The organism is Pseudoalteromonas sp. SR43-5 (genome assembly GCF_014163835.1).
Lineage (GTDB): Bacteria > Pseudomonadota > Gammaproteobacteria > Enterobacterales > Alteromonadaceae > Pseudoalteromonas > Pseudoalteromonas distincta.
In genome coordinates this window covers 1-22448 of the sequence record NZ_JACJEA010000017.1, presented here as the reverse complement: position 1 = coordinate 22448, position 22448 = coordinate 1, and the positions used below count along the sequence as shown (strand labels likewise).

21 protein-coding genes and 2 tRNA genes are annotated in these 22448 nt (G+C 38.7%); 12 read left to right on the top strand and 11 right to left on the bottom strand.

Annotated features, from left to right (window positions below; translation table 11 throughout):
- The first annotated feature begins 113 nt into the window (after positions 1-113).
- Entirely contained in the window at positions 114-1316 is a 1203-nt protein-coding gene (locus H5090_RS11500) for an MFS transporter (RefSeq protein WP_154902995.1), read from the top strand.
- A 19-nt stretch (positions 1317-1335) separates the two neighbouring features.
- Here H5090_RS11500 and H5090_RS11495 read toward each other — a convergent pair whose 3' ends face one another.
- Complete coding sequence (locus tag H5090_RS11495) at positions 1336-2229, bottom strand: LysR family transcriptional regulator (protein WP_182695753.1); 894 nt, start codon at positions 2227-2229, stop codon at positions 1336-1338.
- 98 nt (positions 2230-2327) lie between these two features.
- Between H5090_RS11495 and H5090_RS11490 the strand changes: the two genes are divergently transcribed.
- The 3 genes from H5090_RS11490 to H5090_RS11480 are packed head-to-tail and all read left to right on the top strand — an operon-like array spanning position 2328 to position 4905.
- Entirely contained in the window at positions 2328-3044 is a 717-nt protein-coding gene (locus tag H5090_RS11490) for a CoA transferase subunit A (RefSeq protein WP_182695752.1), read from the top strand.
- A 2-nt stretch (positions 3045-3046) separates the two neighbouring features.
- The gene (locus H5090_RS11485; RefSeq protein ID WP_182681176.1) at positions 3047-3718 is read left to right on the top strand and encodes a 3-oxoacid CoA-transferase subunit B; all 672 of its coding nucleotides are present in this window, start codon (positions 3047-3049) and stop codon (positions 3716-3718) included.
- On the top strand, positions 3715-4905 hold the full coding sequence (locus H5090_RS11480) for an acetyl-CoA C-acetyltransferase (protein WP_182695751.1): 1191 nt from the start codon (positions 3715-3717) through the stop codon (positions 4903-4905). Before H5090_RS11485 ends, H5090_RS11480 begins: the two co-directional genes overlap by 4 nt.
- A gap of 99 nt (positions 4906-5004) precedes the next feature.
- On the opposite strand, the gene H5090_RS11475 is transcribed toward H5090_RS11480, so the two are convergent.
- The gene (locus tag H5090_RS11475) at positions 5005-5721 is read right to left on the bottom strand and encodes a GntR family transcriptional regulator (protein ID WP_182695750.1); all 717 of its coding nucleotides are present in this window, start codon (positions 5719-5721) and stop codon (positions 5005-5007) included.
- Between the two features lie 214 nt (positions 5722-5935).
- Between H5090_RS11475 and H5090_RS11470 the strand changes: the two genes are divergently transcribed.
- Together H5090_RS11470 and H5090_RS11465 are read left to right on the top strand one after the other, a co-directional pair.
- A complete protein-coding gene (locus H5090_RS11470) occupies positions 5936-7027 on the top strand; it encodes an aromatic ring-hydroxylating dioxygenase subunit alpha (RefSeq protein WP_058429818.1) in 1092 nt (363 codons plus the stop codon).
- 14 nt (positions 7028-7041) lie between these two features.
- Positions 7042-7998, top strand: a complete 957-nt coding sequence (locus tag H5090_RS11465) for a PDR/VanB family oxidoreductase (RefSeq protein ID WP_182695749.1) — start codon at positions 7042-7044, stop codon at positions 7996-7998.
- A gap of 69 nt (positions 7999-8067) precedes the next feature.
- Here H5090_RS11465 and H5090_RS11460 read toward each other — a convergent pair whose 3' ends face one another.
- The 3 genes from H5090_RS11460 to H5090_RS11450 form a co-directional block, all read right to left on the bottom strand.
- The gene (locus H5090_RS11460; RefSeq protein ID WP_371541811.1) at positions 8068-9420 is read right to left on the bottom strand and encodes an MFS transporter; all 1353 of its coding nucleotides are present in this window, start codon (positions 9418-9420) and stop codon (positions 8068-8070) included.
- A 244-nt stretch (positions 9421-9664) separates the two neighbouring features.
- A complete protein-coding gene (locus tag H5090_RS11455) occupies positions 9665-10717 on the bottom strand; it encodes an aromatic ring-hydroxylating dioxygenase subunit alpha (protein ID WP_058429815.1) in 1053 nt (350 codons plus the stop codon).
- Between the two features lie 36 nt (positions 10718-10753).
- Positions 10754-11701 carry a PDR/VanB family oxidoreductase gene (locus H5090_RS11450; protein WP_182695747.1) on the bottom strand — a complete coding sequence of 316 codons (948 nt, stop codon included), beginning with the start codon at positions 11699-11701 and terminating at the stop codon, positions 10754-10756.
- A gap of 190 nt (positions 11702-11891) precedes the next feature.
- Between H5090_RS11450 and H5090_RS11445 the strand changes: the two genes are divergently transcribed.
- Entirely contained in the window at positions 11892-12395 is a 504-nt protein-coding gene (locus tag H5090_RS11445; RefSeq protein WP_220486909.1) for a MarR family winged helix-turn-helix transcriptional regulator, read from the top strand.
- A gap of 512 nt (positions 12396-12907) precedes the next feature.
- Here the strand turns inward: H5090_RS11445 and H5090_RS11440 are convergent.
- From H5090_RS11440 to H5090_RS11425, 4 genes are all read right to left on the bottom strand, one after another.
- A tRNA-Val gene (locus tag H5090_RS11440) sits at positions 12908-12984 on the bottom strand.
- 213 nt (positions 12985-13197) lie between these two features.
- Positions 13198-13274, bottom strand: a tRNA-Val gene (locus tag H5090_RS11435).
- 113 nt (positions 13275-13387) lie between these two features.
- Positions 13388-14452, bottom strand: coding sequence for a DUF3080 family protein (locus H5090_RS11430; protein WP_182695746.1), 1065 nt, complete (start codon positions 14450-14452; stop codon positions 13388-13390).
- Positions 14415-15785 (bottom strand): MATE family efflux transporter, encoded by a 1371-nt coding sequence (locus tag H5090_RS11425; protein ID WP_182695745.1) that lies wholly within the window; start codon positions 15783-15785, stop codon positions 14415-14417. The genes H5090_RS11430 and H5090_RS11425 overlap by 38 nt, the downstream gene beginning before the upstream one ends.
- 128 nt (positions 15786-15913) lie before the next feature.
- On the opposite strand from H5090_RS11425, the gene H5090_RS11420 reads away from it, so the two are divergent.
- Positions 15914-16540 carry a riboflavin synthase subunit alpha gene (locus H5090_RS11420; RefSeq protein WP_182695744.1) on the top strand — a complete coding sequence of 209 codons (627 nt, stop codon included), beginning with the start codon at positions 15914-15916 and terminating at the stop codon, positions 16538-16540.
- A gap of 1 nt (position 16541) precedes the next feature.
- Here the strand turns inward: H5090_RS11420 and H5090_RS11415 are convergent, their stop codons facing one another.
- Both H5090_RS11415 and H5090_RS11410 read right to left on the bottom strand, forming a co-directional pair.
- A complete protein-coding gene (locus H5090_RS11415; RefSeq protein WP_002962509.1) occupies positions 16542-16745 on the bottom strand; it encodes a CPXCG motif-containing cysteine-rich protein in 204 nt (67 codons plus the stop codon).
- A gap of 103 nt (positions 16746-16848) precedes the next feature.
- Positions 16849-17721 (bottom strand): fructosamine kinase family protein, encoded by an 873-nt coding sequence (locus H5090_RS11410; RefSeq protein WP_182695743.1) that lies wholly within the window; start codon positions 17719-17721, stop codon positions 16849-16851.
- 124 nt (positions 17722-17845) lie between these two features.
- On the opposite strand from H5090_RS11410, the gene H5090_RS11405 reads away from it, so the two are divergent.
- From H5090_RS11405 to H5090_RS11390, 4 genes are all read left to right on the top strand, one after another.
- Positions 17846-18538 (top strand): hypothetical protein, encoded by a 693-nt coding sequence (locus tag H5090_RS11405; RefSeq protein WP_024603971.1) that lies wholly within the window; start codon positions 17846-17848, stop codon positions 18536-18538.
- A gap of 226 nt (positions 18539-18764) precedes the next feature.
- Positions 18765-19550: a hypothetical protein gene (locus H5090_RS11400; RefSeq protein ID WP_002962505.1), complete on the top strand. Its 786-nt coding sequence runs from the start codon at positions 18765-18767 to the stop codon at positions 19548-19550.
- 100 nt (positions 19551-19650) lie between these two features.
- Complete coding sequence (locus H5090_RS11395; protein WP_002962503.1) at positions 19651-21033, top strand: amidohydrolase; 1383 nt, start codon at positions 19651-19653, stop codon at positions 21031-21033.
- Between the two features lie 12 nt (positions 21034-21045).
- The gene (locus tag H5090_RS11390; RefSeq protein ID WP_138489161.1) at positions 21046-22293 is read left to right on the top strand and encodes an amidohydrolase family protein; all 1248 of its coding nucleotides are present in this window, start codon (positions 21046-21048) and stop codon (positions 22291-22293) included.
- Positions 22294-22448: the final 155 nt, after the last annotated feature.

The following is a 22448-nucleotide window of genomic DNA, read 5'->3' as shown; positions in this document are numbered from 1 at the left end:
AAATATTAAATTCTACAATTGGAAACTTTCAACACATAGTGGAGCCTTCGGGTTTGTATTTAATGACCCGACAACACACTAAGCAAAACACACAATAATTAAAGGAAGTTTTTATGAATACTATCTCGCCCACTGTGGCTTCTACTAAACACGGTATTATTTTAATTTTAGCGGCTATTATGCCTGTTATGGCAGTCATCTCCCTTGTTCCTGTGCTGCCTATGTTACTTGAAGAGTTTAAGCATATTAGTGGTTATGAGGTTTTAGTGCCTATTGCTATGACTATTCCTGCACTCTGTGTTGCTGTATTCTCTCCAATTGCGGGTTCTCTTTCTGATAAGTTTGGCAGGAAGTCGCTCCTTATTTTTGCTCTGTTAATATACAGCGCTGTTGGGGTATTACCTTATTTCTTGGAAAGTTTATCTCATATAATAGTATCTCGTATTTTTTTAGGTATTACAGAAGCGGTTATTATGACAATTGCTACCGCATTAATTGCTGACTACTTCATAGGAAAAGAAAGACAAAAATGGATTTCTATACAAATAGCGTCAGTGAGCTTAAGTGCTATTTTTCTCATTGCACTTGGCGGTATGTTGGGTGAAGTATTGGGTTCAAGAGGCCCATTTGTTTTATACTTACTTGCCTTGCCTGTTGCTTTGCTGGTTGCTTTAAACTTATTTGAACCTAAAGTAAGAGCAAATGAGGACAAACAACTCACGGGATTCCCTGTAAAAAAAGTACTGCCTCTATTATTTATAACACTATTTGTTGGTATTATTTTTTATTCTATGATTGTAAAACTAGGTGAAGTACTGTCGATTAGTCAGGCAGTGACGCCTGCTATTATTGGCGGAATAGGAGCTTTAGCAAATATAGGTGTTGCATTAGGTGCATTTTGTTACGGAAAAATTAAGCATATCTCAGGGCCACTTTTATTATGTGTTGGTTTTGGTTTAAGTGCCTTTGGTTACTTTGCAACAGCAGTGTCTTCTTCAATTGTAATTTCATCAATAGCTATTTTTATTGGTTGCTTGGGTTTTGGCTCTTTATTACCAACGACTTTAACATGGGTATTAAAGCTACTCCCTGAAAATGTACGTGGTAAAGGAACTGGGATGTGGACGGGTATGTTCTTTTTAGGTCAGTTTACAGCACCTATTGTTGTAACTTTACTTCAAAAAACATTGGACTCTTTGAGTGCTGTGCTTGTGCTAATTGCTATTTGTTGTGCAATTGCATCGCTGGTCGCTGCACTAAAAAGTAAAGGTGCAAGAGATTTAAAGTGTGATGATACAAATAAGGCACCTGTTTGAACATTCAATGGGCCTAAATTCAATCTCTTAACTCCAATGAATAGAGCTTAATTGTTTCAAGCATTGATTTAGCCGCGATAGATAAAGACGTGATAGGTTTAGAAATAACGCCTACACGTCTTGCAATAATAGGGGAATTTATTTCTCTGCATATTACGCCTGCTTCTAATGCTTGCTCTTTGCAAAGTGCAGGTACAACAGCCACTCCTAAATTATTACTCACCATCCTTATAACAGTCGCTAACTGGTGCGCATCAAATGCAGGGTTGAGTGCAATGTTATGCTGCGAGAGAGTGTCTTCAATTAGCCCTCTGACAGAAGAGGGACTTTGCAGAGTAATTAACTCAAACTTTAGTAGCTCCGACCAACTAATACTATGGCACTTAGCAAGCGGATGAAATTTAGGTAAAACCACAATAAATTGATCGTTATACAGCGGATGAAATACTAAGTCACCATTATGTTTAGGCTCAAATGAAATACCGAGTTCCACCAAGTCAGCATTTACCAAGTCAATAACCGTATCAGATAACACATCGTCCACTGAGAGTTTTATGTTTGGGTACTTTGTATGAAAACGCTTAATTATTTTTGGCAAAATTGAACTGGCAAAAGAGGGCATGGCTGCGATAGATGTATGCCCAAGATCCAGTGCAAATCGCTTTTTCATCTCTCGTTCTGCTGCGTCTATTTGGTTTAATAAGTTTTTAGCGACAGGTAAAAATGCTTTACCTTCTTGGGTGAGTACTAATGTACGTGTTGTGCGAGTTAATAATTTACCGCCCAAGCTCTCTTCTAAATTTTTGATACTTAAACTAAGCGCGGGTTGCGATAAGTGTAATTTAGCTGCGGCTTCTACAAAACTTAGGCTGGAAGCCACCTGCGTAAATGCCTTCAATTGTTTTATATTCATTTATAAGAAAAACTAATTAATAAAACATAATTATAAAATTAACTATATCTTGCTTTGTTGTCAAACTAATAAACACATTCTTAATTTGGACTTAAACAATGGCTGGATTTAATAAAGTAGTAATTACGTATTCTCAAGCGCTTGAAGGACTTGAAGACGGTATGACCGTTTTAGCTGGTGGCTTTGGCTTATGCGGTATACCAGAGAATTTAATTAAGGAAATACAAAAAAAAGGTACTAAGGGGTTAACGCTTGTGTCGAATAACTGTGGTGTTGATGACTTTGGTTTAGGGTTGCTGCTAGCAAAACGACAAATCAAAAAGATCATTGCGTCTTATGTTGGTGAAAATGCAGAGTTTGAGCGACAAATGATGTCTGGTGAACTGGATGTTGAATTGACACCTCAAGGTACATTAGCCGAAAAAATGCGTGCCGGTGGTGCCGGTATTCCTGCCTTTTTCACCGCAACGGGTTATGGAACTCCAGTTGCACAAGGAAAAGAAGAACGTAACTTTAATGGTAAAACTTACATCTTAGAAGAGTCGATTAAAGGTGATTTTGCCATTGTTAAAGCTTGGAAAGCTGATACATATGGTAATTTAGTTTATCGAAAAACAGCACGTAATTTTAATCCTTTAGTTGCAACAGCTGGCACAGTTACGGTTGTTGAAGTTGAAGAAATTGTTGAAGCAGGGCAATTAGATCCCGATGAAATTCATACCCCTGGGATATATGTGGATCGGGTTATTAAAGGTTCATTTGAAAAACGTATAGAACAACGCACAACTCGTGCTTCACAAGTTTTAGGAGTGTAAAAATGGCTTTATCCCGAGAGCAATTAGCAATGCGTGTTGCGCAAGAACTACAAGATGGATATTACGTTAACTTAGGCATTGGTATTCCGACGCTTGTTGCTAACTATGTCCCTGAAGGTATTGAAGTAATGCTTCAATCTGAAAATGGCTTATTAGGCATGGGTCAATTTCCAACAGAGCAAGAAATTGATGCTGATTTAATTAATGCCGGCAAACAAACGGTGACTATGGCAACCGGCGCCTCTGTTTTTGATAGTGCAGAGTCGTTTGCCATGATCCGTGGCGGGCATGTTGATTTAACCGTATTAGGTGCCTTTGAAGTAGATGTGAATGGTAATATTGCGTCTTACATGATCCCTGGTAAGTTAATTAAAGGGATGGGAGGCGCTATGGATTTAGTGGCGGGTGCCGATAACATTATTGTCACAATGACTCATGCATCAAAGCATGGTGAATCAAAGTTATTAGCAAATTGTACATTGCCATTAACAGGTAAAGGTTGTATTAAAAAAGTATTAACTGATTTAGCTTTTATAGAAATTAAAGACGGTAAATTTCATTTGTTAGAAAGGGCGCCGAATGTCTCGGTAGAAGATATTCAACGGTTAACAGCAGGTGAGCTTGTTATTCCTGAGTATGTACCAGAAATGGACTTGCCCGAGGTGGTAGCATGAAGGCTGTTATTGTGGCAGCCAAAAGAACTGCAATTGGCGGTTTTAGACAAAGTTTGGCAAGTCTGTCAGCCATTGAAATAGGCAGTCAGTTACTTAAAACCGTTCTTGATGAAACACCTCAAGTAAAACCACACATTGAGGAGGTAATTTTAGGGCAGGTGCTAACAGCAGGTTGTGGTCAAAATCCAGCAAGGCAAACAGCACTTAATGCTGGACTACCTATTAATGTGTCTGCTTTTACTATTAATCACGTATGTGGCTCAGGACTAAAAGCGGTGCAATTGGCTGCGCAATCAGTTCTTTGCGGTGATGCTAAAATGGTGGTTGCTGGTGGGCAAGAAAGTATGTCTCAGGCGGCGCACGTATTACCCAATAATAGAGTACCTAAAAAATTAGGTGATTTATCACTGGTTGATAGCTTAATAAAAGATGGGCTGTGGGATAGTCGTGAAAATATTCATATGGGAGTAACCGCCGAAAATATTGCCGAAAAATTTTCGGTTTCACGAGAAGCACAAGATGAATTTGCAGTTCATTCACAGCAAAAAGCAGCAAATGCTATTAGCAGTGGTTTATTCAAAGATGAAATTGCCCCTATTTATATTGCAAAACGTGGAGGCGATATCAAGAGTTTTGATGTTGATGAATCAGTAAAAGCTGATACACAAATTATAAACCTTAGTAAGCTTAGGCCTGCGTTCAAAAAAGACGGTTCAGTTACTGCTGGAAATAGTTCGACTATTAACGACGGCGCAGCGATGGTGGTGGTTACTACAGACGAGTATGCAAAAAAGTTAAACTTACCTATTTTAGCTGTGATTGAAGCTACCGCTTGCGAAGGTGTTGAGCCGCTTTACATGGGCACTGGCCCAATAGCGGCCACGCAGGCTGTGTGTAAAAAAGCGGGCTGGCAAGTGCATGAGATTGATTTAATTGAAGCTAATGAGGCATTTTCGGCTCAAGCTTTGTATGTAAATACTGCGCTGGGGCTAGATAGCAATAAAGTAAATGTTAACGGAGGGGCGGTTGCACTTGGTCATCCAATTGGAGCTTCAGGTTGTCGTATTTTAGTCTCGCTGATATATCAAATGCAGCGAGCTAATAAAACAAAAGGGTTAGCAACACTTTGTATTGGTGGTGGTATGGGCATTGCTATGTTGGTCTCGCGTGAGCGCACAAAGGCTTAATAAGTTTTAATATTTAAAGGCCTCCTTCATTAGCAAGCTTTATATCTTATAGAATATGGCTCCCTCAATATGTAAGAGTGAGTAACACTTCTGTGCATGTTATTTATTTGCGTGCGAAATAACTGTGAGTTTGTTTTTAAGCTCTGTTCGGTGATAGTTTCGATCGTAACCGAGTGTTGCTTGTGCATGCTCACGCATAATTCCTTCAGCACGAGCACCTTGGCGAGAAAGCATTGCATGAAATACGTGGTGATGTTGCTGATGTGCAAATGCAAAGCGTTTAAACTCTTTTTGCATATTATTTTTGTCGATGGCAAGCGCGCTTACCGAGGCAAATGGTAGGTGCTCATTTTTAGATAGTGCAGCCTGGATAGCCAAGTTACCCGACGCTTCAATAATTAGTAGATGAAAACGGCGGTTCATATCATGGTAGGTTGCTAAGTCATCTTCAGTTAGTTCGGCCCCTTCAAATAATAAATCACCACAAGCAAGAAGGGATTGTATTTCATGTTTTTGTTCTTCGTTAAGGCCGTTTTCAGCAGCTTGTCGAGCAGCTAGGCCCTCTAATACTCCTCTTACTTCAATAGCGCCTTCAATTTCAATTGGTGAAACTGAGCGGACTTCGTAGCCACGCCTAGGAAGTTTGGTCAATAAACCTTCTTGTTCAAGTGTTCTAAATGCAATTCTTACAGGCGTTCTTGAAACACCTAGACGTTCAGAAGTAGCAATTTCAACGAGCCTTTCTCCGGTTTTTAGTGCTCCAGTTAAAATCATTTGTCGCAATGTGGTTACTGCATTTTGGCCTGACTTAGTCATAAAAAATTACCTTAATTACTTTTTAAACTGGATCCAATTAAGAATCTACACTGCATATAGTCATTGAAATAGTTTGAATTTACAACTAAAGCGTGACTAAAAGTGCAAAAAATAAAATTATATGGATCCAATTTACGCATGTTTGTTTTATTTATCTGGATTATTAGTTTATATTGGATCCAATGACAACAAAAACACAACAGGAGATCAAGGTATGGCTAAGCAGACCTTTATTAAAAATACATGGTATGTGGCGGCAATGAGTGATGAAATCAATCACAATAAACCACTCGGCCGAAAAGTGTGTGATCAAAGTATTGCTTTTTATCGTCAGGCGGATGGAAAAGTAGCTGCGGTGCTAGATTTTTGTCCACACCGTGGCGCAGCTTTATCTTTAGGATATGTTGAGGACGGCTTGCTTGTATGCGGCTATCATGGTCTAAAAATGGGTGAGGACGGTAAAACAAAAGAAATGCCGCTGCAACGTGTGCAGAGATTTCCGTGTATGAAGTCATTTGCAGTTGAGGAGCGCTTTGGCTTTATCTGGGTTTGGCCTGGTGATAAAGAGGCTGCAAATACAGATCTTATCCCACACTTACCTTGGGCTGAAGATGATACTTGGGCCTATGGGGGGGGGTTGTATCATATAAAATGCGACTATCGTTTAATGATCGATAATCTAATGGACTTAACACATGAAACCTACGTTCATGCTAGTAGTATAGGCCAAAAAGAAATTGATGAGTCTCCGGTGCAAACTGAAGTAGAAGGCGATAAAGTTTTTTGTCGCCGTTATATGGAAAATATTATGGCACCGCCATTTTGGCGAACTGCTCTGGAGGGTAATGGGCTTGCATCGGATACACCAGTAGACCGTTGGCAAATTTGTCGCTTTATGCCGCCATCACATGTAATGATTGATGTGGGTGTAGCACATGCTGGTTATGGTGGTTTTGATGCACCAAAGAATAAAAAAGCGAGCAGTACAGTGGTTGATTTTATTACTCCTGAGACTGAAAATACGATGTGGTACTTTTGGGGGATGGCACGTAACTTTAATGCTCAAGACGTTACATTAACTGATAAAATTAGAGAAGGGCAAGGCAGTATTTTCCAAGAAGATTTAGAGGTATTAGAACGTCAGCAGCAAAATCTGAAGAGTTTCCCGCAATTTGATCTTTTAAAGCTTGATATAGATGCCGGTGGTGTTCAGTCGCGACGTATCATTGAGCGTTTAATCGATAAAGAAATAAATGCGAAAAATATATCTACAGACGAGCTACCGCTCCAATCAGTAACATTTTAACAAAGGGAATTAGGATGATTTCAGTTATTGTTAAAAATGTGGTCGTTGAAGCAAAGGCGGTTGTTAGGCTCGTACTTGGATGCGCTGACAATGAGGATTTGCCCCCATTTGAGGCAGGTGCACATATTGATATAAAGCTACCAAATGGTTTGCTTCGTCAATATTCTCTATGTCGGTTACAGTGCGACCCACGTTACTACGAAATTGCAGTATTAAAAGATCCTCAATCTCGTGGTGGATCAGCAGAGGTACATAGCCTACAAATAGGCGATAGAGTCGAAGTAAGTGAACCTAAAAATCACTTTTCATTGCTGAATCCAAAGAAAAATACATTACTGATTGCAGGTGGAATAGGGGTTACGCCATTATTAACGATGGCTCAAACATTACATAGTTTAGGGACACCTTTCGCATTTCACTATTGCGCTAAATCTTCTGAAACTGCAGCATTTGTTGAAGCATTAAAATTAGGGTCGTTTAGCGATAAAATAGCGTTTCACTTTAGCCAAGAATTGCAATCGGGTCGTATGGATGTAGAACAGGTGCTAAGTGAGCATATTCATGATACTGACTTGTATATATGTGGCCCTGCTGAGTTTATAACATATGTATTAAATCATGCTCGTTTGCTGGGTTGGTCTGAGGAGAGATTGCATCGAGAGTACTTCGCCGCACCAGTGGTTGCTGAAAATATTTCAGAAGACACGTCATTCACTATAAAAATTGCTAGCTCAGGTAAACAGTTTACTGTAGGCGAAGGGCAGTCTATCTCTCAAGTGCTAGAGGTTAATGGGATATTTATACCAGTTGCATGTGAATCAGGAGTTTGTGGCACTTGCCAAACTGGTGTAGTGGAAGGCAATCCGGAACATCGCGATGTTTTTTTAACAGACAAAGAAAAAGCACAAGGCAAGTTGATTATGCCGTGTTGTTCAAGAGCAAAAACAGGGTCCATAACACTCGATTTATAAATACACTTACACGTATAAAACGATTTATAATTACTTTTATACGTGTAACCCGTATCAGCAACGCATAATTTAGGCTTTCCCACGAAATGCCGAGATACAGCTTGCTAGAATTACAAAGCCTAAAGACACGTTAAACGCGAGTGAAATTGTACTCATTAAAGCATGACTATGTTGCGCTGAAAACGTGCTGTCCCCTAAGTAATAATGCACAATTAAATTTACCAAGCTCATTCCAAATAAATTACCAATTGTTCGTGATAAATTCATGGAAGAAGAGGCTACGCCTAACTCATTCTTATCTACAGCACCCATAATTGCATTATTGTTAGGCGTTGAGAATAAGCCAAAGCCAATACCTAACAATAACAGTGAGCCACTAATGTATGTGATACTTGAGTCCATAGATAACAGTGATAGTAAAAAAAAGCTGACCATAACAATTATACAGCCAAATGTAGCTATTATGCGTGGCTGTAATTTATCTGAAAGTTTACCGGACAATGGTGCCATAATGGCCATAGAAACCGCTTGCAGTAACACGATTTGGCCAGCATGAGAAGGACTTAACCCTTTAATATACTGCAGATATAAGCTTAACAAAAAAGCCAATGAAAAATTACTGGCGTACATTAAAAACGATGTAGACAGCGATAAGCTAAATACTCTGCTTTCTAAGAACATTTGTACTCTGATTAGTGGTCGCCTGCTTTTACTTTGGTGAATAATAAATAATCCTAAGCTTATTACCGAAAGTAATGTTAAACCCCATCCAGTCATAGTGGGTAAATCACTGAGTCCTAATACTAAACATATTGCAAAGAGTGAGAAAAGCGCAGTACCCCACCAGTCAAACGAGGATTTTTTATCGTTTTTCCACTCACCATGTAAAAAAAGTTTAATAGCAAGTAGTAGCAGAAGGACAAGCGGAATTTGAGAGTAAAATACAGCCCGCCATCCCCATATTTCGGTGAGCCAACCGCCTATTGCAGGGGCTGCACTTAAGCCTATATACACACACGCTGCAGAGGTGCCCAGTGCCATGCCTCTTTTATTATTTGGCGTAATAGAAGTAATAATTGCAACACCAATACCAAAAATCATGGCACCTGCAGCGCCTTGTACAAAACGCCAAAAAAGTACCCATTCAATTGATGACGCAATAGCACACATCAGTGATGCTAGTGCATTTAGGCCTAAACCAAATGCATATACTCGTTTTCGACCATAGTTATCGGCTATTTTCCCGCAAGGCAGCATAAATATCACGCTACTAAGTAAGTAAAGGGTCGGCATCCAACCAATCATTTTAGCGCTTGCTTGTAAATCCTCGGCAAGATTTGGAATAGCTATGTTGACGCCGGCCATGCCGAGAGGTCCGATAATAGATCCGCTGCATACAATTATAAGCGCGATGGTAGTAATAGGGAGTTTAAACAAATATGATCCTTAAACGCATAGACTATAAAAATAATAAAAGGTGGTGTTTGAGAACATGGGTTTTTTAATGTGTTTATTATTGCCAATAGCAACAGAGGTAGCAAGCTGGTCTACTAAGTATCTACGTAATTTTTAATTAGCGTATTTTTGGTCCAATATGATGAGGTATTACTTTGTAGGCCATTGAAAAAGTAATACCGTATTTTTTTAATATAAATAAAACAAGCCTTTAAGCTTCACATAAGCGCTTAATTATTCGCCTAGCGTGATTTGCACCGGTATCAACATGGATATCAATCATAGGTTGCCCTTTAAAGTGCTTCATTGATTTGTGTTGCGCTTCAATAACCACTTTGTCTTCATTGAACGTGTAACGAGTTTGCTCTACTACTTTTTGTTTTACGTTTTCAATATCAGTTGTTGGGTTTGTTGATATAGTCCAAAAATAATGACATGTTTCTTCTGTCTCTGGAGTTATGCAATGTAAGCCACGCATATGAAAGCCGCCACGGTTAGGGTTAGTTACCGATTCACTGTTTGCGTCAATACCGCCAGTCCATATCCTTAAATGTGATGGATAGAATTCAATTTCTTGCCAGCGATCTATTTTATCTTTAAATGGATAAGCAGCTGTATATGTTGGTGGCGGGGTTGAATTTGGCATGTAACGTTTTACGGTCACTTTATCACCTATAGCTTCTACATCCATTTGTGCATGCATATGCGTTTTAGCGTCACCACCAATCGTTTTAAGGTGTACGTAACCTAAGTGGCTAAGATCGAGTAAGTTGTCATGTATGAGTTGAAATGGTGCTTGGTAGTGATATACATCACCATCGTAAACATATTTTTCGTCAGAATGATAAAGATAGCGAGGTGGGTCTTGATCAGGGGTTGAGCCTTGCTCTGAACCAAACCAAATCCAAATTAAATCATCTTGCTCTTTAAGTGTAAAAGGCGTTACTTTTGCTTTTCTTGGAACTTTTTTTTGCCCTGGTACTTCAAGACATTGGCCTTGGCCATTAAATAATAGACCATGATAACCGCATCTTAATCCTTCTTTTTCAAGTGTTCCCATCGATAAAGGTAGTTGGCGATGGCAACAACGATCTTCAAGTGCGCTAGCATGGCCTTGTGCATCTCTAAATAAAACTATAGGGGTGTTTAATAAAGTGCGAGCTAGTGGCTTGTCGGTTAACTCTTTGCTTAGTGCTGCTAAGTACCACATGTTAAGAGGAAAGGGGGTTTTAGTGTCCGAATTAGTTTGTGTATGTGTGGTCATAAGTGTCTCGTGTAAAGTCTAGTGTTAAAATTTTCTCTATAAATCTAGCGTTAGAGAGTCGCTTAACGCTCTTGAACAACAGGGTGTGAACCTATCGTTTTTTGCCTTTTCATCAGCAGTAAAGAATTCATCTCTGTGGTCGGGTATACCGCATGTCACAGAGGTAACGCATGTCCCGCAAATTCCCATTTCGCATGATACGTCTAACTCAATACCCGCATCTTCCATTGCTTCTAATGCGGTTTGCTCTGCAGAAACATCAATTTCTAAGCCTGAACGGCTCAAAATGAGCTTAAACGGAATATCTTCAGTACCTTCTGCTTTAGGTTCAGCTTTAAAATTTTCTTTGTGTAAGTACTCGTCTTTCCAGTTATTTGATTTTGCACTGTCAAAAATATATTCCATATAAGCTGCTGGGCCACAAGTGTATAAATGCGTATTCGTTTTAAATTCACCAATAAGTTCTTTGGCATCTTTTTTTGGCTGGGTTGAAAAGTGAAAAAATACCTTTTCAGAAAATGAACACTCTAGCAATTCTTGATAAAAAGCAGCCTCTACGGGGGATTTAGCATTATAATGAAGCTCAAAATCAACGCCGTTAATATCAAGCTCTCTTGCCATTGAGATTATCGGAGTAATGCCTATACCGCCTGCGAATAATAGTGCTTTATTATGAGTTGAATTGAGTGCAAAGAGGTTGCGAGGATCAGAAATTGATAATGTATCACCGACTTGCACATCAGAGTGAAGTGCAATTGAGCCTCCTCGTGAATTGGCATCTTTTAATACAGCTATTTTATAAAACTCATCGGATTGAGGATGGCTGATAAGTGAGTACTGACGAGTTATTTTATCATTAAGCACCACATCAATGTGGCTACCCGCATCAAATTTAGGTAAAGCTTGCCCATTTATAGGTATTAGCTCAAAACTGACAATATTAGGTGTTTCAACCTTTTTACTGCGTACGTTTACTGAAAACATAAAATTCCTAATGTTTGTTACTTTATGTTTATAATGTTGAATTATAGTTGAGGTGTCAACTATAATTTGGGTGTAGAGATTAACTTAGTGTTAACGTTATGAATGTAAAACTCTTTGCTCGTAATAAGCAATGATCATAAATAGTTTTAATCTCAAGATTTACCTAGTAAAATTTATTTATACCTAAAAATTGGAAAAACCAATGCCTTCTAAACCCAAAGAACCTAGTGCTAAACAGCTAGATCTTGAACGATATATACCTGCGCTTGTAAATTTTCTTTCTAATAAACTCTCAAGTGGTGCATCTGTATGCTATCGAAAAAACTTTAATGTAGGCGTTATTGAGTGGCGTGTATTAGCAATGCTCAAGGTGGAATCAAATATTTCTGCAAATCGCATCTGTCAGGTCATTGGTTTAGATAAAGCCGCTGTGAGTCGAGCTTTAAAACAATTACAAACGTTAGGCCATATTAGCTTTATAAAAAATGCTAAAGATGGTCGTTCATCATTAGCAAAGCTGACGGAAAAAGGTGAAAAGTTACATGATAAAATTCTCTATGTAGCTTTAGAGCGAGAAAGATTGTTATTACAAGGGGTTTCACAAAAAGAGCTTGATACACTTATTGAGGTATTGTTAAAACTAAATAAAAACATTAAGCAAGTAAATGAGTTTAAGGTAAGTAATACCACATAGGGACTCTTCCTCAAACTGTTGAAAGGTAATTGTTTAAATTTTTTGTTGCTCAATCTAAACTACTGTAAAGTTATACACTTGCTAAGAAGTGGTCTATTTTAACTGAAAATAGCTTTAGGCGTTCAGATATTGTTTTAGGAACAACTCGATGAAAAGCATAATATTTAGGACGGTTTTTTGGATTTGGCTTTAGTCAGTTCTAAATTTTGAATACAAAATAATAAAAACTTAGAATTTAAATTCAGCGTAAAAATTATATAGATAGATTATTTAGGTTTTTAACCGTTTGAAATGTATAGTTTAATTGGTAGGACTAAGTGGATTCGAACCACCGGCCTTTGGATCGGTTGGTCAAGAGTAGGTAGTGCTTTTTCCTTCAGATGTACTTTTATTTATTTTACTTAAATGTTGGTACGACTGAGTGGATTCGAACTGCTGACCTTTGGACCGGGTGATCAAGAGTAGGTAGTGCTTATTCTTCGGTATTTTTAGTTTTTTTTATTACTTTGAAGTGGTACGACTGAGTGGATTCGAACCACCGACCCCTACCATGTCAAGGTAGTGCTCTAACCAACTGAGCTACAGTCGTACAATTTTTGAGGTTTTACTTAAATGTTGGTACGACTGAGTGGATTAGAACTACTGACCTTTGGACCGGGTGATCAAGAGTAGGTAGTGCTTTTTCCTTCAATTATACTTTTTTAAATGTTGGTACGACTGAGTGGATTCGAACTACTGACCTTTGGACCGGGTGATCAAGAGTAGGTAGTGCTTTTTCCTTCAATTATACTTTTTTAAACGTTGGTACGACTGAGTGGATTCGAACCACCGACCCCTACCATGTCAAGGTAGTGCTCTAACCAACTGAGCTACAGTCGTATTACTTTATTTAAGTAAGTGTTAATTGCTTAACAACGGCGGCTAATATATAGCGTGGCGGTTGGTGAATCAAGCAAGTTTGTTGTTTTTGAGTTTATTTGCCGTTTTTTTATTCATATTGGGCTTATTTCACACGTTTTATAAAAACCTTGCCACCAAACCACATGTTTTTTAGCTGAGCTTTTAAGTAAGTTCAGTAAGTTACTTGTTGAGCCCGTTTTTACTAAGTTATTAATTTGAGGGCTTGAGATACTTTCGTTAAACCAAAGCTCTTTATAAAGCGGTTGTAGTACCTCTAGATAACCAGTTAATTGCGCTTGATAGGGCTGAATTTCTTTTAGGTAAAACTTTTGAAATATGTTGCTTATGATTTTTGCGTTTTTATTATTTTTATCTTCTGGGCACAGCGTATTAAAGTTTAGTGTTTGTACAAACTGTGTAGCGTTGTTATTTAACACGACCTGCCTACGGGCTGATTGAATGAGTGCTTGGTTAAATTGAAATTTATTAAGCTGCTCGAGTGCGCTAAAAATAGAGTCGCTATTAATTGTACTAAATTCTTTAGCCTTAATTTGCTGCTTAATGAGTGCAAGTTGCTTTAGCGCAAATATGGTATCGCGAAAACCAGCGGGTTCAGTAGTTAGCTCGTTTGAGGTGAGTTGCCAGGTACGATTTAACTCAGGTTCTTTAAATAACATGGTATTAAAAAAGTACATTAGGTGTGTTTCTTTATAGTTTTTGGCTGCGAGTATTTTTGTGTAACTAGGGCTATTTTTATCAAGCGTATTTAAGCAAACCTGCGCACTTTTAATAAAGTTTATTTGATATTTTAATTGCCCAGCAGCGCTGGCTGTTTTTCCTAATTGGTTATTGTGCTCACTTATAAGCACGTTAAGCTTACATTGGCTAATGCCTGCAAGCTCCACAATACTCAGTGTTAAGTCACTTTGTGCTATTGGGGGAGGCTGCAGTAAAGGGAGTTGCTTGAGCGGCTTAGGCTGTGTTGGGCTTGCATTAACTGTGCTACTTAAGCGTTCAATATAAGTAGCGTTTACAGTACTTTGTGGTTTGTTGCAGCCTGTAAGCATTAAAAAACACATTACCAGCAAAGCAGCTGGTAATGTTTTAAGGCTGAGTTTATTAGTTTTGATTGAGTGAATCACTGTTAACAAATTCATATTTTAGACGCTTTCTTACTGTTAGCATTAATAAAATAGCAGCGACACTAAGGCCTACTATTATTCCAACCCAAAAGCCATGCGGCCCCATAGCTGGCACAATTATGTCTGTTCTTGCCAATACGTAACCTAAACAAAAGCCGATTAACCAATACGATATAAACGTAATATACGATATAGGCGTGGTGTATTTTAACCCACGAAGGATGCCATTTGCAGCAACCTGTAATGCATCGGGTAACTGGTAGACACACGCTAATATCATAATTGATGAAGCCAGTGCCATTACAGCGGGGCTGTCGGTATAAAGTTGGCTAATTAAATCACGACCTGTAAAAGTCATAAGTGCCAAAAATAGTGCAATTACAATAGCTAATATGTAACTAGTCGATACGGCAACTTTTAACTGCTGTAAATTATTTTGACCATATAGATTACCAATACGAATACTTATAGCGATAGAGAGGCTCAGTGGCATCATAAACAGCAATGTAGTTACACTCGCTGCTATTTGGTGCCCCGATACTGCCACTGCTCCTAAATGCGCAATAAATAGCGGTATACACGCAAATAAAGTGACTTCAAAAAAGGTTGCAAGTGAAATTGGTATACCTAGCTTAGTAATAATACCAATGGTAGTGAAATTAGGTTTTTCGAATGATGAAAGCAGGCCTTTAGCATCTACCTTTTTACTCATTTGGCAGTAAGTAACTTGTGCTATTGCCATAACAGTTAAAACAATTGCTGTGGCAATGCCACAGCCTGCGCCGCCATAAGCAGGAAAACCAAATAAGCCATTTATGAAAATATAATTTACTGGAATATTAACGGCTAAACCTAATAGGCTTATATAAAAGGCGGGTTTGGTCATCCCCATGCCCTCGGTAACGTTTCTGTATACTGTAAAAATTAAAAATCCAAACACACCCCATTTCACAAAATGGATGTAGTCAATGGCAAGGTTTGCAATAGCAGGCGTTGTATCGAGCTTTAAAATAATGGCATCTGCTAAATGGGCAATACCAAAACCTGTAAAGCTTAAAATAGCGGTTAAATAAAGCGCTTGTTGGAAATAGTGGCTAATGCCTTTGCGGTCATCACTGCCCGAAAACTGCGCAATAATACCAGTAAGCGCTAATAAAATACCTTGCAGAGCAAGTAATAATGGGTTCCATATTCCTGTTGCAATAGAAAGTGCAGCTAAGTCAGTAGGGCTAACTTGGCCGGCCATAATTGTGTCGACTACCGACATTAAAATAAGTGTAACTTGTGCTAAAAAAACAGGTAAGGCTAGGGAAAGTAAACGCTTGGCTTCCCAATTGCAAAAGGTCATAAAAAAAGCTATTAAATAAAACAGGCGGCAATTGTAATCTATTGCGTTTCAAATAAAAATCACAGTAGTGAATGATTTTATGAGTTGATACGTTAAACTAGCACTTTGTAATAATTTTAAGTGATTTTATGTTTACAGGAATAGTGCAAACACAAGCAACAGCGGTCTCTAAAACTCAAGCTGATGGTGTGTTACGCTTAGTTGTATCGGTGAGCGATGAGTACGTTAAGCATTTAGATTTAGGCGCAAGTATTGCTATTAATGGCTGTTGTTTAACGGTTGTGCAAGTTGAGCTAAGTAATCATGATGTGGTGGCGCAAGTGCATTTTGATGTGATTGACGAAACTCTAAAGTTAACTAATTTAGGCTTGCTTGAGCTAGGTAGTTTAGTAAATTACGAACGCTCTGTTACGTTTGGTACTGAGCTAGGTGGGCATATAGTGTCTGGGCATATTCATTGTACGTCACAAATCTCTCAAATAGTGAAACTTGAGAATAACTGTAAAATACAATTAAGCTTGCCAAAAGAGTGGAAAAAGTATGTGTTATATAAAGGCTTTGTTGCTATAAATGGCGCAAGCTTAACCGTAGGCGAAGTTGATGAACAAGGTTTTTGGATACACCTAATTCCGGAAACGCTCGCCATTACAAACATTGGTGCAGCGCAAGTGGGTGACAAGTTTAATATTGAAGTTGATCAGCAAACTTACACTATTGTAAATACGGTAGAGAACTACTTACGCCATCCGGCTTAAGTTAAAATATTTGTTCGTCGTCACTGTCTACGTGTAGCTCCAATTTATTATTAGCATGGTCTATATGCATATTTAAATGAATTGGGTTACAGCAGGCAGTGCAATCTTCTATATAGTCTTGATCGCCGCTGCTTGCGTCTAAGTCTAGATGTATGTGGTGTCCGCAGTGTGGGCACGTTATTCGTTGTGATAAAAAATCTTTCATAATCACTCCAGTTATAAATAATTAAGTTAGGTTCAACTTAATCGCTTACAGATGAACGTCTACTTACTCATTAAATATAGTGTTGAAATGCAGCTTATGACATTTATTTTATACCTTCAAATACCAGCTTTTCTATATGTTGTTTAGCTTCAGTAAGATAGTGACCGGCAAAGATGTTGGCATGATTTAAAATGGGGTATAGCTGGTATATTAACTTACGTTTTTCGTAATTTTGAGAAAGCGGGTAGTGCGCGTTATAGGCGCTATAAAAGTCTTTAGGCAGTGGGGCAAATAGTTCGCTCATTGCAATATCCACTTCCCGATCACCATAATAACAAGCCGGGTTAAATATTGTTGGTTCTGCTTTTAAAAATCCCATATTGCCACGCCAAAAATCGCCATGCAGTAATGAAGGTTGTACTTGATGGCTATGTAGTTGCTCTTTTACGGTATTAATTAAGCGTTCGGGCTCAATAAAGTTAATGCCTTTTTCAGCGAGTAGTTGTAATTGCCACCCTATACGCTCTTCGGCGTAAAATACATCCCACTTTTTGTGCCAGCGGTTTGGCTGTATGGTTGTGGCTAGATAATTATCTACATCAAAACCAAACATAGCTTGGTCATGTTTTTGATGCATTTTAGCGAGGTTACGCCCCATATTAGCCCACGTGTCGTGGGGTTGTTTATCTAAAACGAGCCACTGTAAAACAATAAATGAAAACTCTATATTTGCACCAGTTGTAATACATTCAGGTACTTTAAAATTACTATTTTGCGCCAAAAGCTTTAAGCCAATAAATTCACTTTCTAAACGCTCGAGCTCGCTTTTTAATGCTATTTTAACGAAGTAGTTATGCGTACCATTGGTAATATGAAATAGTTTGTCGGTGTTTGTACTTTGTAATTGGCGTTTGTAGGTGTGCTTAAAGTCAAAATTAATGGCTCGGCTGATGTGCTCATTTACTGTTTTCCACATAACAATTGCTCGCCTTTTAAACAGATACTTAAACTATGGCAAAAAGGTATTAATTTAACAATCTAAACGTTGTAAAATTAACGGCTATATTGAATAAAATTACACTTACTGTAGTGGAGTTAAAATGAACAAAAGTTTAATAACCAATTTGCTAGCGGGTTTATGTGTTGTTGTAGGTTTTATGTTTAACCAAGCAATTGTGTTGTCTGTTGGTTTATTTGCACTTTCTGGCGCGGTAACTAATTTATTAGCTATTCATATGTTATTCGAAAAAGTCCCGTTTTTATATGGTTCTGGTGTTATAGCGCTTAAGTTTGAAAGCTTTAAAGTAGCTATACGAAACCTGATATTAACGGAGTTTTTCTCAGAGCAAAAAATTAATAATTTACTCAATAAAGCGCAGCCCAATATCGACTTTGAGCCAATAATTAGCAATGTTGATCTAAACCCTGCATTCGACAATTTGTTAGAGGTAATAGAGCAGTCTCAGTTTGGTAGTATGCTAGGAATGTTTGGCGGTACAGCGGCAATAGAGCCGATGCGTGAAAAGTTTATTGAAAAAATGCAATTGTCGCTTAGTGAGATTTCTCAAACTGACGACTTTAAAGCATTAGTAAGCCAAACACTTTCACAAGGTAATAGCGCAGAAAGCCTACATAAAACGGTGCTTAAACTAGTTGATGAGCGCTTAGATGAGCTTACTCCTAAAATGGTTAAAGAGATTATTCAGACCATGATCCGCGAGCACCTAGGCTGGCTTGTAGTATGGGGCGGTGTGTTTGGTGGTTTGTTTGGTTTAATAGCGGCCGTTATTTAAATCTAGCGACTAATAAAAAACATAATCATTCTATTGCATTAAATAGTGTACTTACTGCGTTAAAAATTATTTGTATAGAATAACTACACGTTGTTATTTGTGCCTGTTATTGCACTACTTTTTAGCGAAATAATAGAGCACTAATTTAATGCAATTGGTATAACTTATTTTTTCAGGCTGTTATTATCGCCTCCATAATTTAGTCGTGTTTTTTCAAGGAGCAACGGTGAGCAAAACGTTAGCCAGTTATTATCAGCAAGCATATGCGTGCGATCAGCAGCATTTTAATCAGTGTTTTTATTGTGGCTGCGAAGCGACAGAGCGCGATCATTGTCCGCCACTGCATATGCTACAAAGTATCGTTGATTTAGGTGAAGAGGCTGACTTTATCTCAATCCCTGCGTGTTATGAGTGCCACGCACTTTTACATAACGAAAGACTGATGACGATTGATGAGCGCTTTACCAAGCTTAAAAAAAAGCTCTCAAATAAATATGCTAAACCACTGCGCGTTTATAACATGTGGGAAGAAAGCGAACTTGGCGACATGAGCGACGAGTTTGCCCATAGTATTCAAGCGGGTATGAAATTAGGCAAAGAAGCCGCTGAGCGTTTAGCCTTTACGGGTTTTAGCTATGCCACAGAAGATGCCAAAGTAGCAGTGCGCGAAAAAACAAAAGAGTTTGATGTAGAAGGCATGATATTTACCGACTTTAAAGAGGCGTTAAATTACTGCATTAACGATTTAAATGTTCAAAAAAGCGACTTTTATAAAATTTTGGTTGAAGACTACCAAGGCGATTTTAATAAAGCATTGAGCCAGTATCGTCATCGTCATGACAAAGTTACTGCGGCTAAAGACGGTAATACACTTATTAAAGATTTTTCAAAGCTACATAAGCAAAACTCTGATTTTGTAACGCGTACGGTTAAGCACTTTATTAGTAAAGATCCCTCGCTTACCACCGAAGGTGCGCTTGAAAAGCTATATAACAATTATATAAAGAAATAATTACAGAAATTCATCTTAATTAACTGCGTTTTCACCTGTTTTTTTGGCTTTATCCTTTAGGTTTCGCTAAAGTAGCAAAAAAACAGGAGATCCAAACAACATGCAAAAATTTGCACCTTCTTTATTAGCGGTTGGCTTAGCTGCTGCACTTGTAGGCTGCCAAGAAAACGGCCCACAAGACGATAAAATAACAATTAACAAAAATCCTTACCCAAGTACTTATCAGCCACTTTCTACATCAAGCACACTTATCACAAATGCAACAGTACTGACAGGTACTGGTGAGCGTTTAGATGAGGCTGATGTATTACTTGTTGATGGTAAAGTACAACAAGTAGGTAAAGACTTAACAGCCACTGCTGATATAACAATTGATGCACAAGGAAAATGGGTAACACCGGGTATTATTGACGTACATTCACATTTAGGCGCATACCCAAGTCCTTCGGTCGAGTCGCATCAAGATGGTAACGAAATGACCAGCCCTAACACTGCAGAAGTGTGGGTTGAGCATTCTGTTTGGCCACAAGATCCAGGCTTTAATCGTGCACGCGAAGGCGGCATTACTTCTCTACAAATTTTACCAGGCTCAGCTAACTTATTTGGTGGACGCGGCGTTACGCTTAAAAACGTACCAGCGCACACTATGCAAGGGATGAAATTTCCAGAGGCGCCGTATGGTTTAAAAATGGCGTGTGGTGAAAACCCTAAACGTGTTTATGGTCGTCAAGGTGTATTGCCTTCAACCCGTATGGGTAATATGGCTGGTTACCGTATGGCATGGGCTGAAGCCGCTGAGTACAAACGTGCGTGGGATAAATACGATGCTGATTACGAAGCCGGTTTAAACCCAGAAGCGCCAGTACGTGATATTAAACACGACACGCTACGCGGTGTGCTTGAAGGCGAAGTACGTATTCATAATCATTGTTATAAAGCTGAAGAAATGGCAATGATGATTGACCTGTCAAAAGAGTTTGGTTACCACGCGGGTACTTTTCATCACGGTGTAGAAGCATATAAAATTGCTGACTTACTTGCGCAAAATGGTTCGTGTGCTGCACTTTGGCCAGACTGGTGGGGCTTTAAAATGGAAGCCTACGACATGGTTCAAGAAAACGTAGCTATTGTTGATGCGGTTAAAAACTCGTGTGCAGTTGTTCACTCAGATTCAGATACTACTATTCAGCGTTTAAACCAAGAAGCGGGCAAGGTGATGTACCGAGCTAACGAAAATGGTTTTGATATTTCTGAGCAACACGCTATTAAATGGATCACGTCTAACGCTGCTAAATCGCTAGGTATTGATGACAAAACAGGTTCACTAGAAGCGGGTAAGCAGGGCGATGTTGTTATTTGGAATCAAAGCCCATTTAGTGTCTATGCTAAAGCTGAACAAGTGTTTGTTGATGGTGCAAAGGTTTACGATAGAAACGACAGCGCGTACCAAGCAACAAGTGATTTTATGTTAGGTCAACAATAAGGAGCACCCAGAATGAAAAATTTATCACGTTCGTTTTCGCTTTCTCTGGTTGCTGCAGGATTATTAGCATCTGGTGCTGTAAGCGCACAATCGCTAGCAATTATTAATGCAACATTGCATACGTCTTCTGATCAAGGTGTATTAGAAGCGGCAAGCATAGTAATGACAGATGGTAAAATCACAGCGATTAATCCAACTGAAATTAAAGTAGATCAAATTATTGATGCAAAGGGGCAAATTGTAACCCCTGGCTTTATAGCAAGTATTAATCAACTTGGTTTAGTTGAAGTAAGTGCAGTTGCAGGCTCTCGCGATGCAGGTGAGGAAAAAGCTGGTATTGATTTTGATGTAAGCCTTGCTTACAACGCACATTCAAGCTTAATTCCTTACGCTCGTAAAGGCGGCGTAACACGCGATGTAATTACTCCTCATGGCGGCGATAGCATTTTTTCAGGCCTTGCGAGTGTTGTTGATTTAAGTGGTAGTTTTGACAGCGACATGCAAAAACAAGCGGCTTTAATTGTTTACTTAGGTGAGCGTAGTAAAGGCTCACGTGCTTTTACTTTGCAAACACTGATTAATAAGCTTGATGAGCACAAAACTAAAGCCGGTAAAAAAGCGAAAAAAGATGACGACAAGCCAAGTACTGAAGATAAAGTAATGGCTAAAGTACTCAGTGGTGAAATGCCATTAGTGGTTGGCGTTTCGCGTGCGGCGGATATTATTGAGCTAATTAAAGTAAAAGAGCAATTTGGCATTAATTTAGTACTTAACGGCGCACAAGACGCTGTTGTAGTGAAAGAGCGCGTTGCTAAAGCAAATATTCCAGTGATTATTAGTGCAATGGATAGTTTACCAGGAAGCTTTGATTCGCTTCATGCAAGTTTAGATAATGCAAGTGTGCTTGAAAAAGCAGGCGTTAAAGTATTATTAACGGTAGGTGGTGATGCAAGTCACAATATTTATCAGCTGCGTTTTGATGCTGGTAATGCTGTGTCGTATGGTATGAGCCAAGAAGGTGCGTTAAAAGCGCTTACATCAAACGTTGCTGATGTATTTGGCATTAATGCAGGTAGCCTTGAAGTAGGCAAAGCTGCTGATGTAGTAATATGGAGTAATGACCCGTTTGAGTTAAGCAGCCATGTGAGCAAAATGTTTATTAATGGCGTTGAGGTTTCTACACAATCTCGTCAAGATAAACTGCGTGACCGTTATACGACAGATTCAAAAATGCCACGTGCTTATACCAACCCGCAATAATACTTAATCAATTTGAGGGATTAAATCTGACGGTAACTGCGTTAAAAATTTCTGATATAGAGCAACTAAATAACGAAATTTTTGCCTTGTTATCGACAAGATTTTCTTGCCTCAAAGTTGATCACTTAATTAAGCGAATTGGTATGATACTAAAT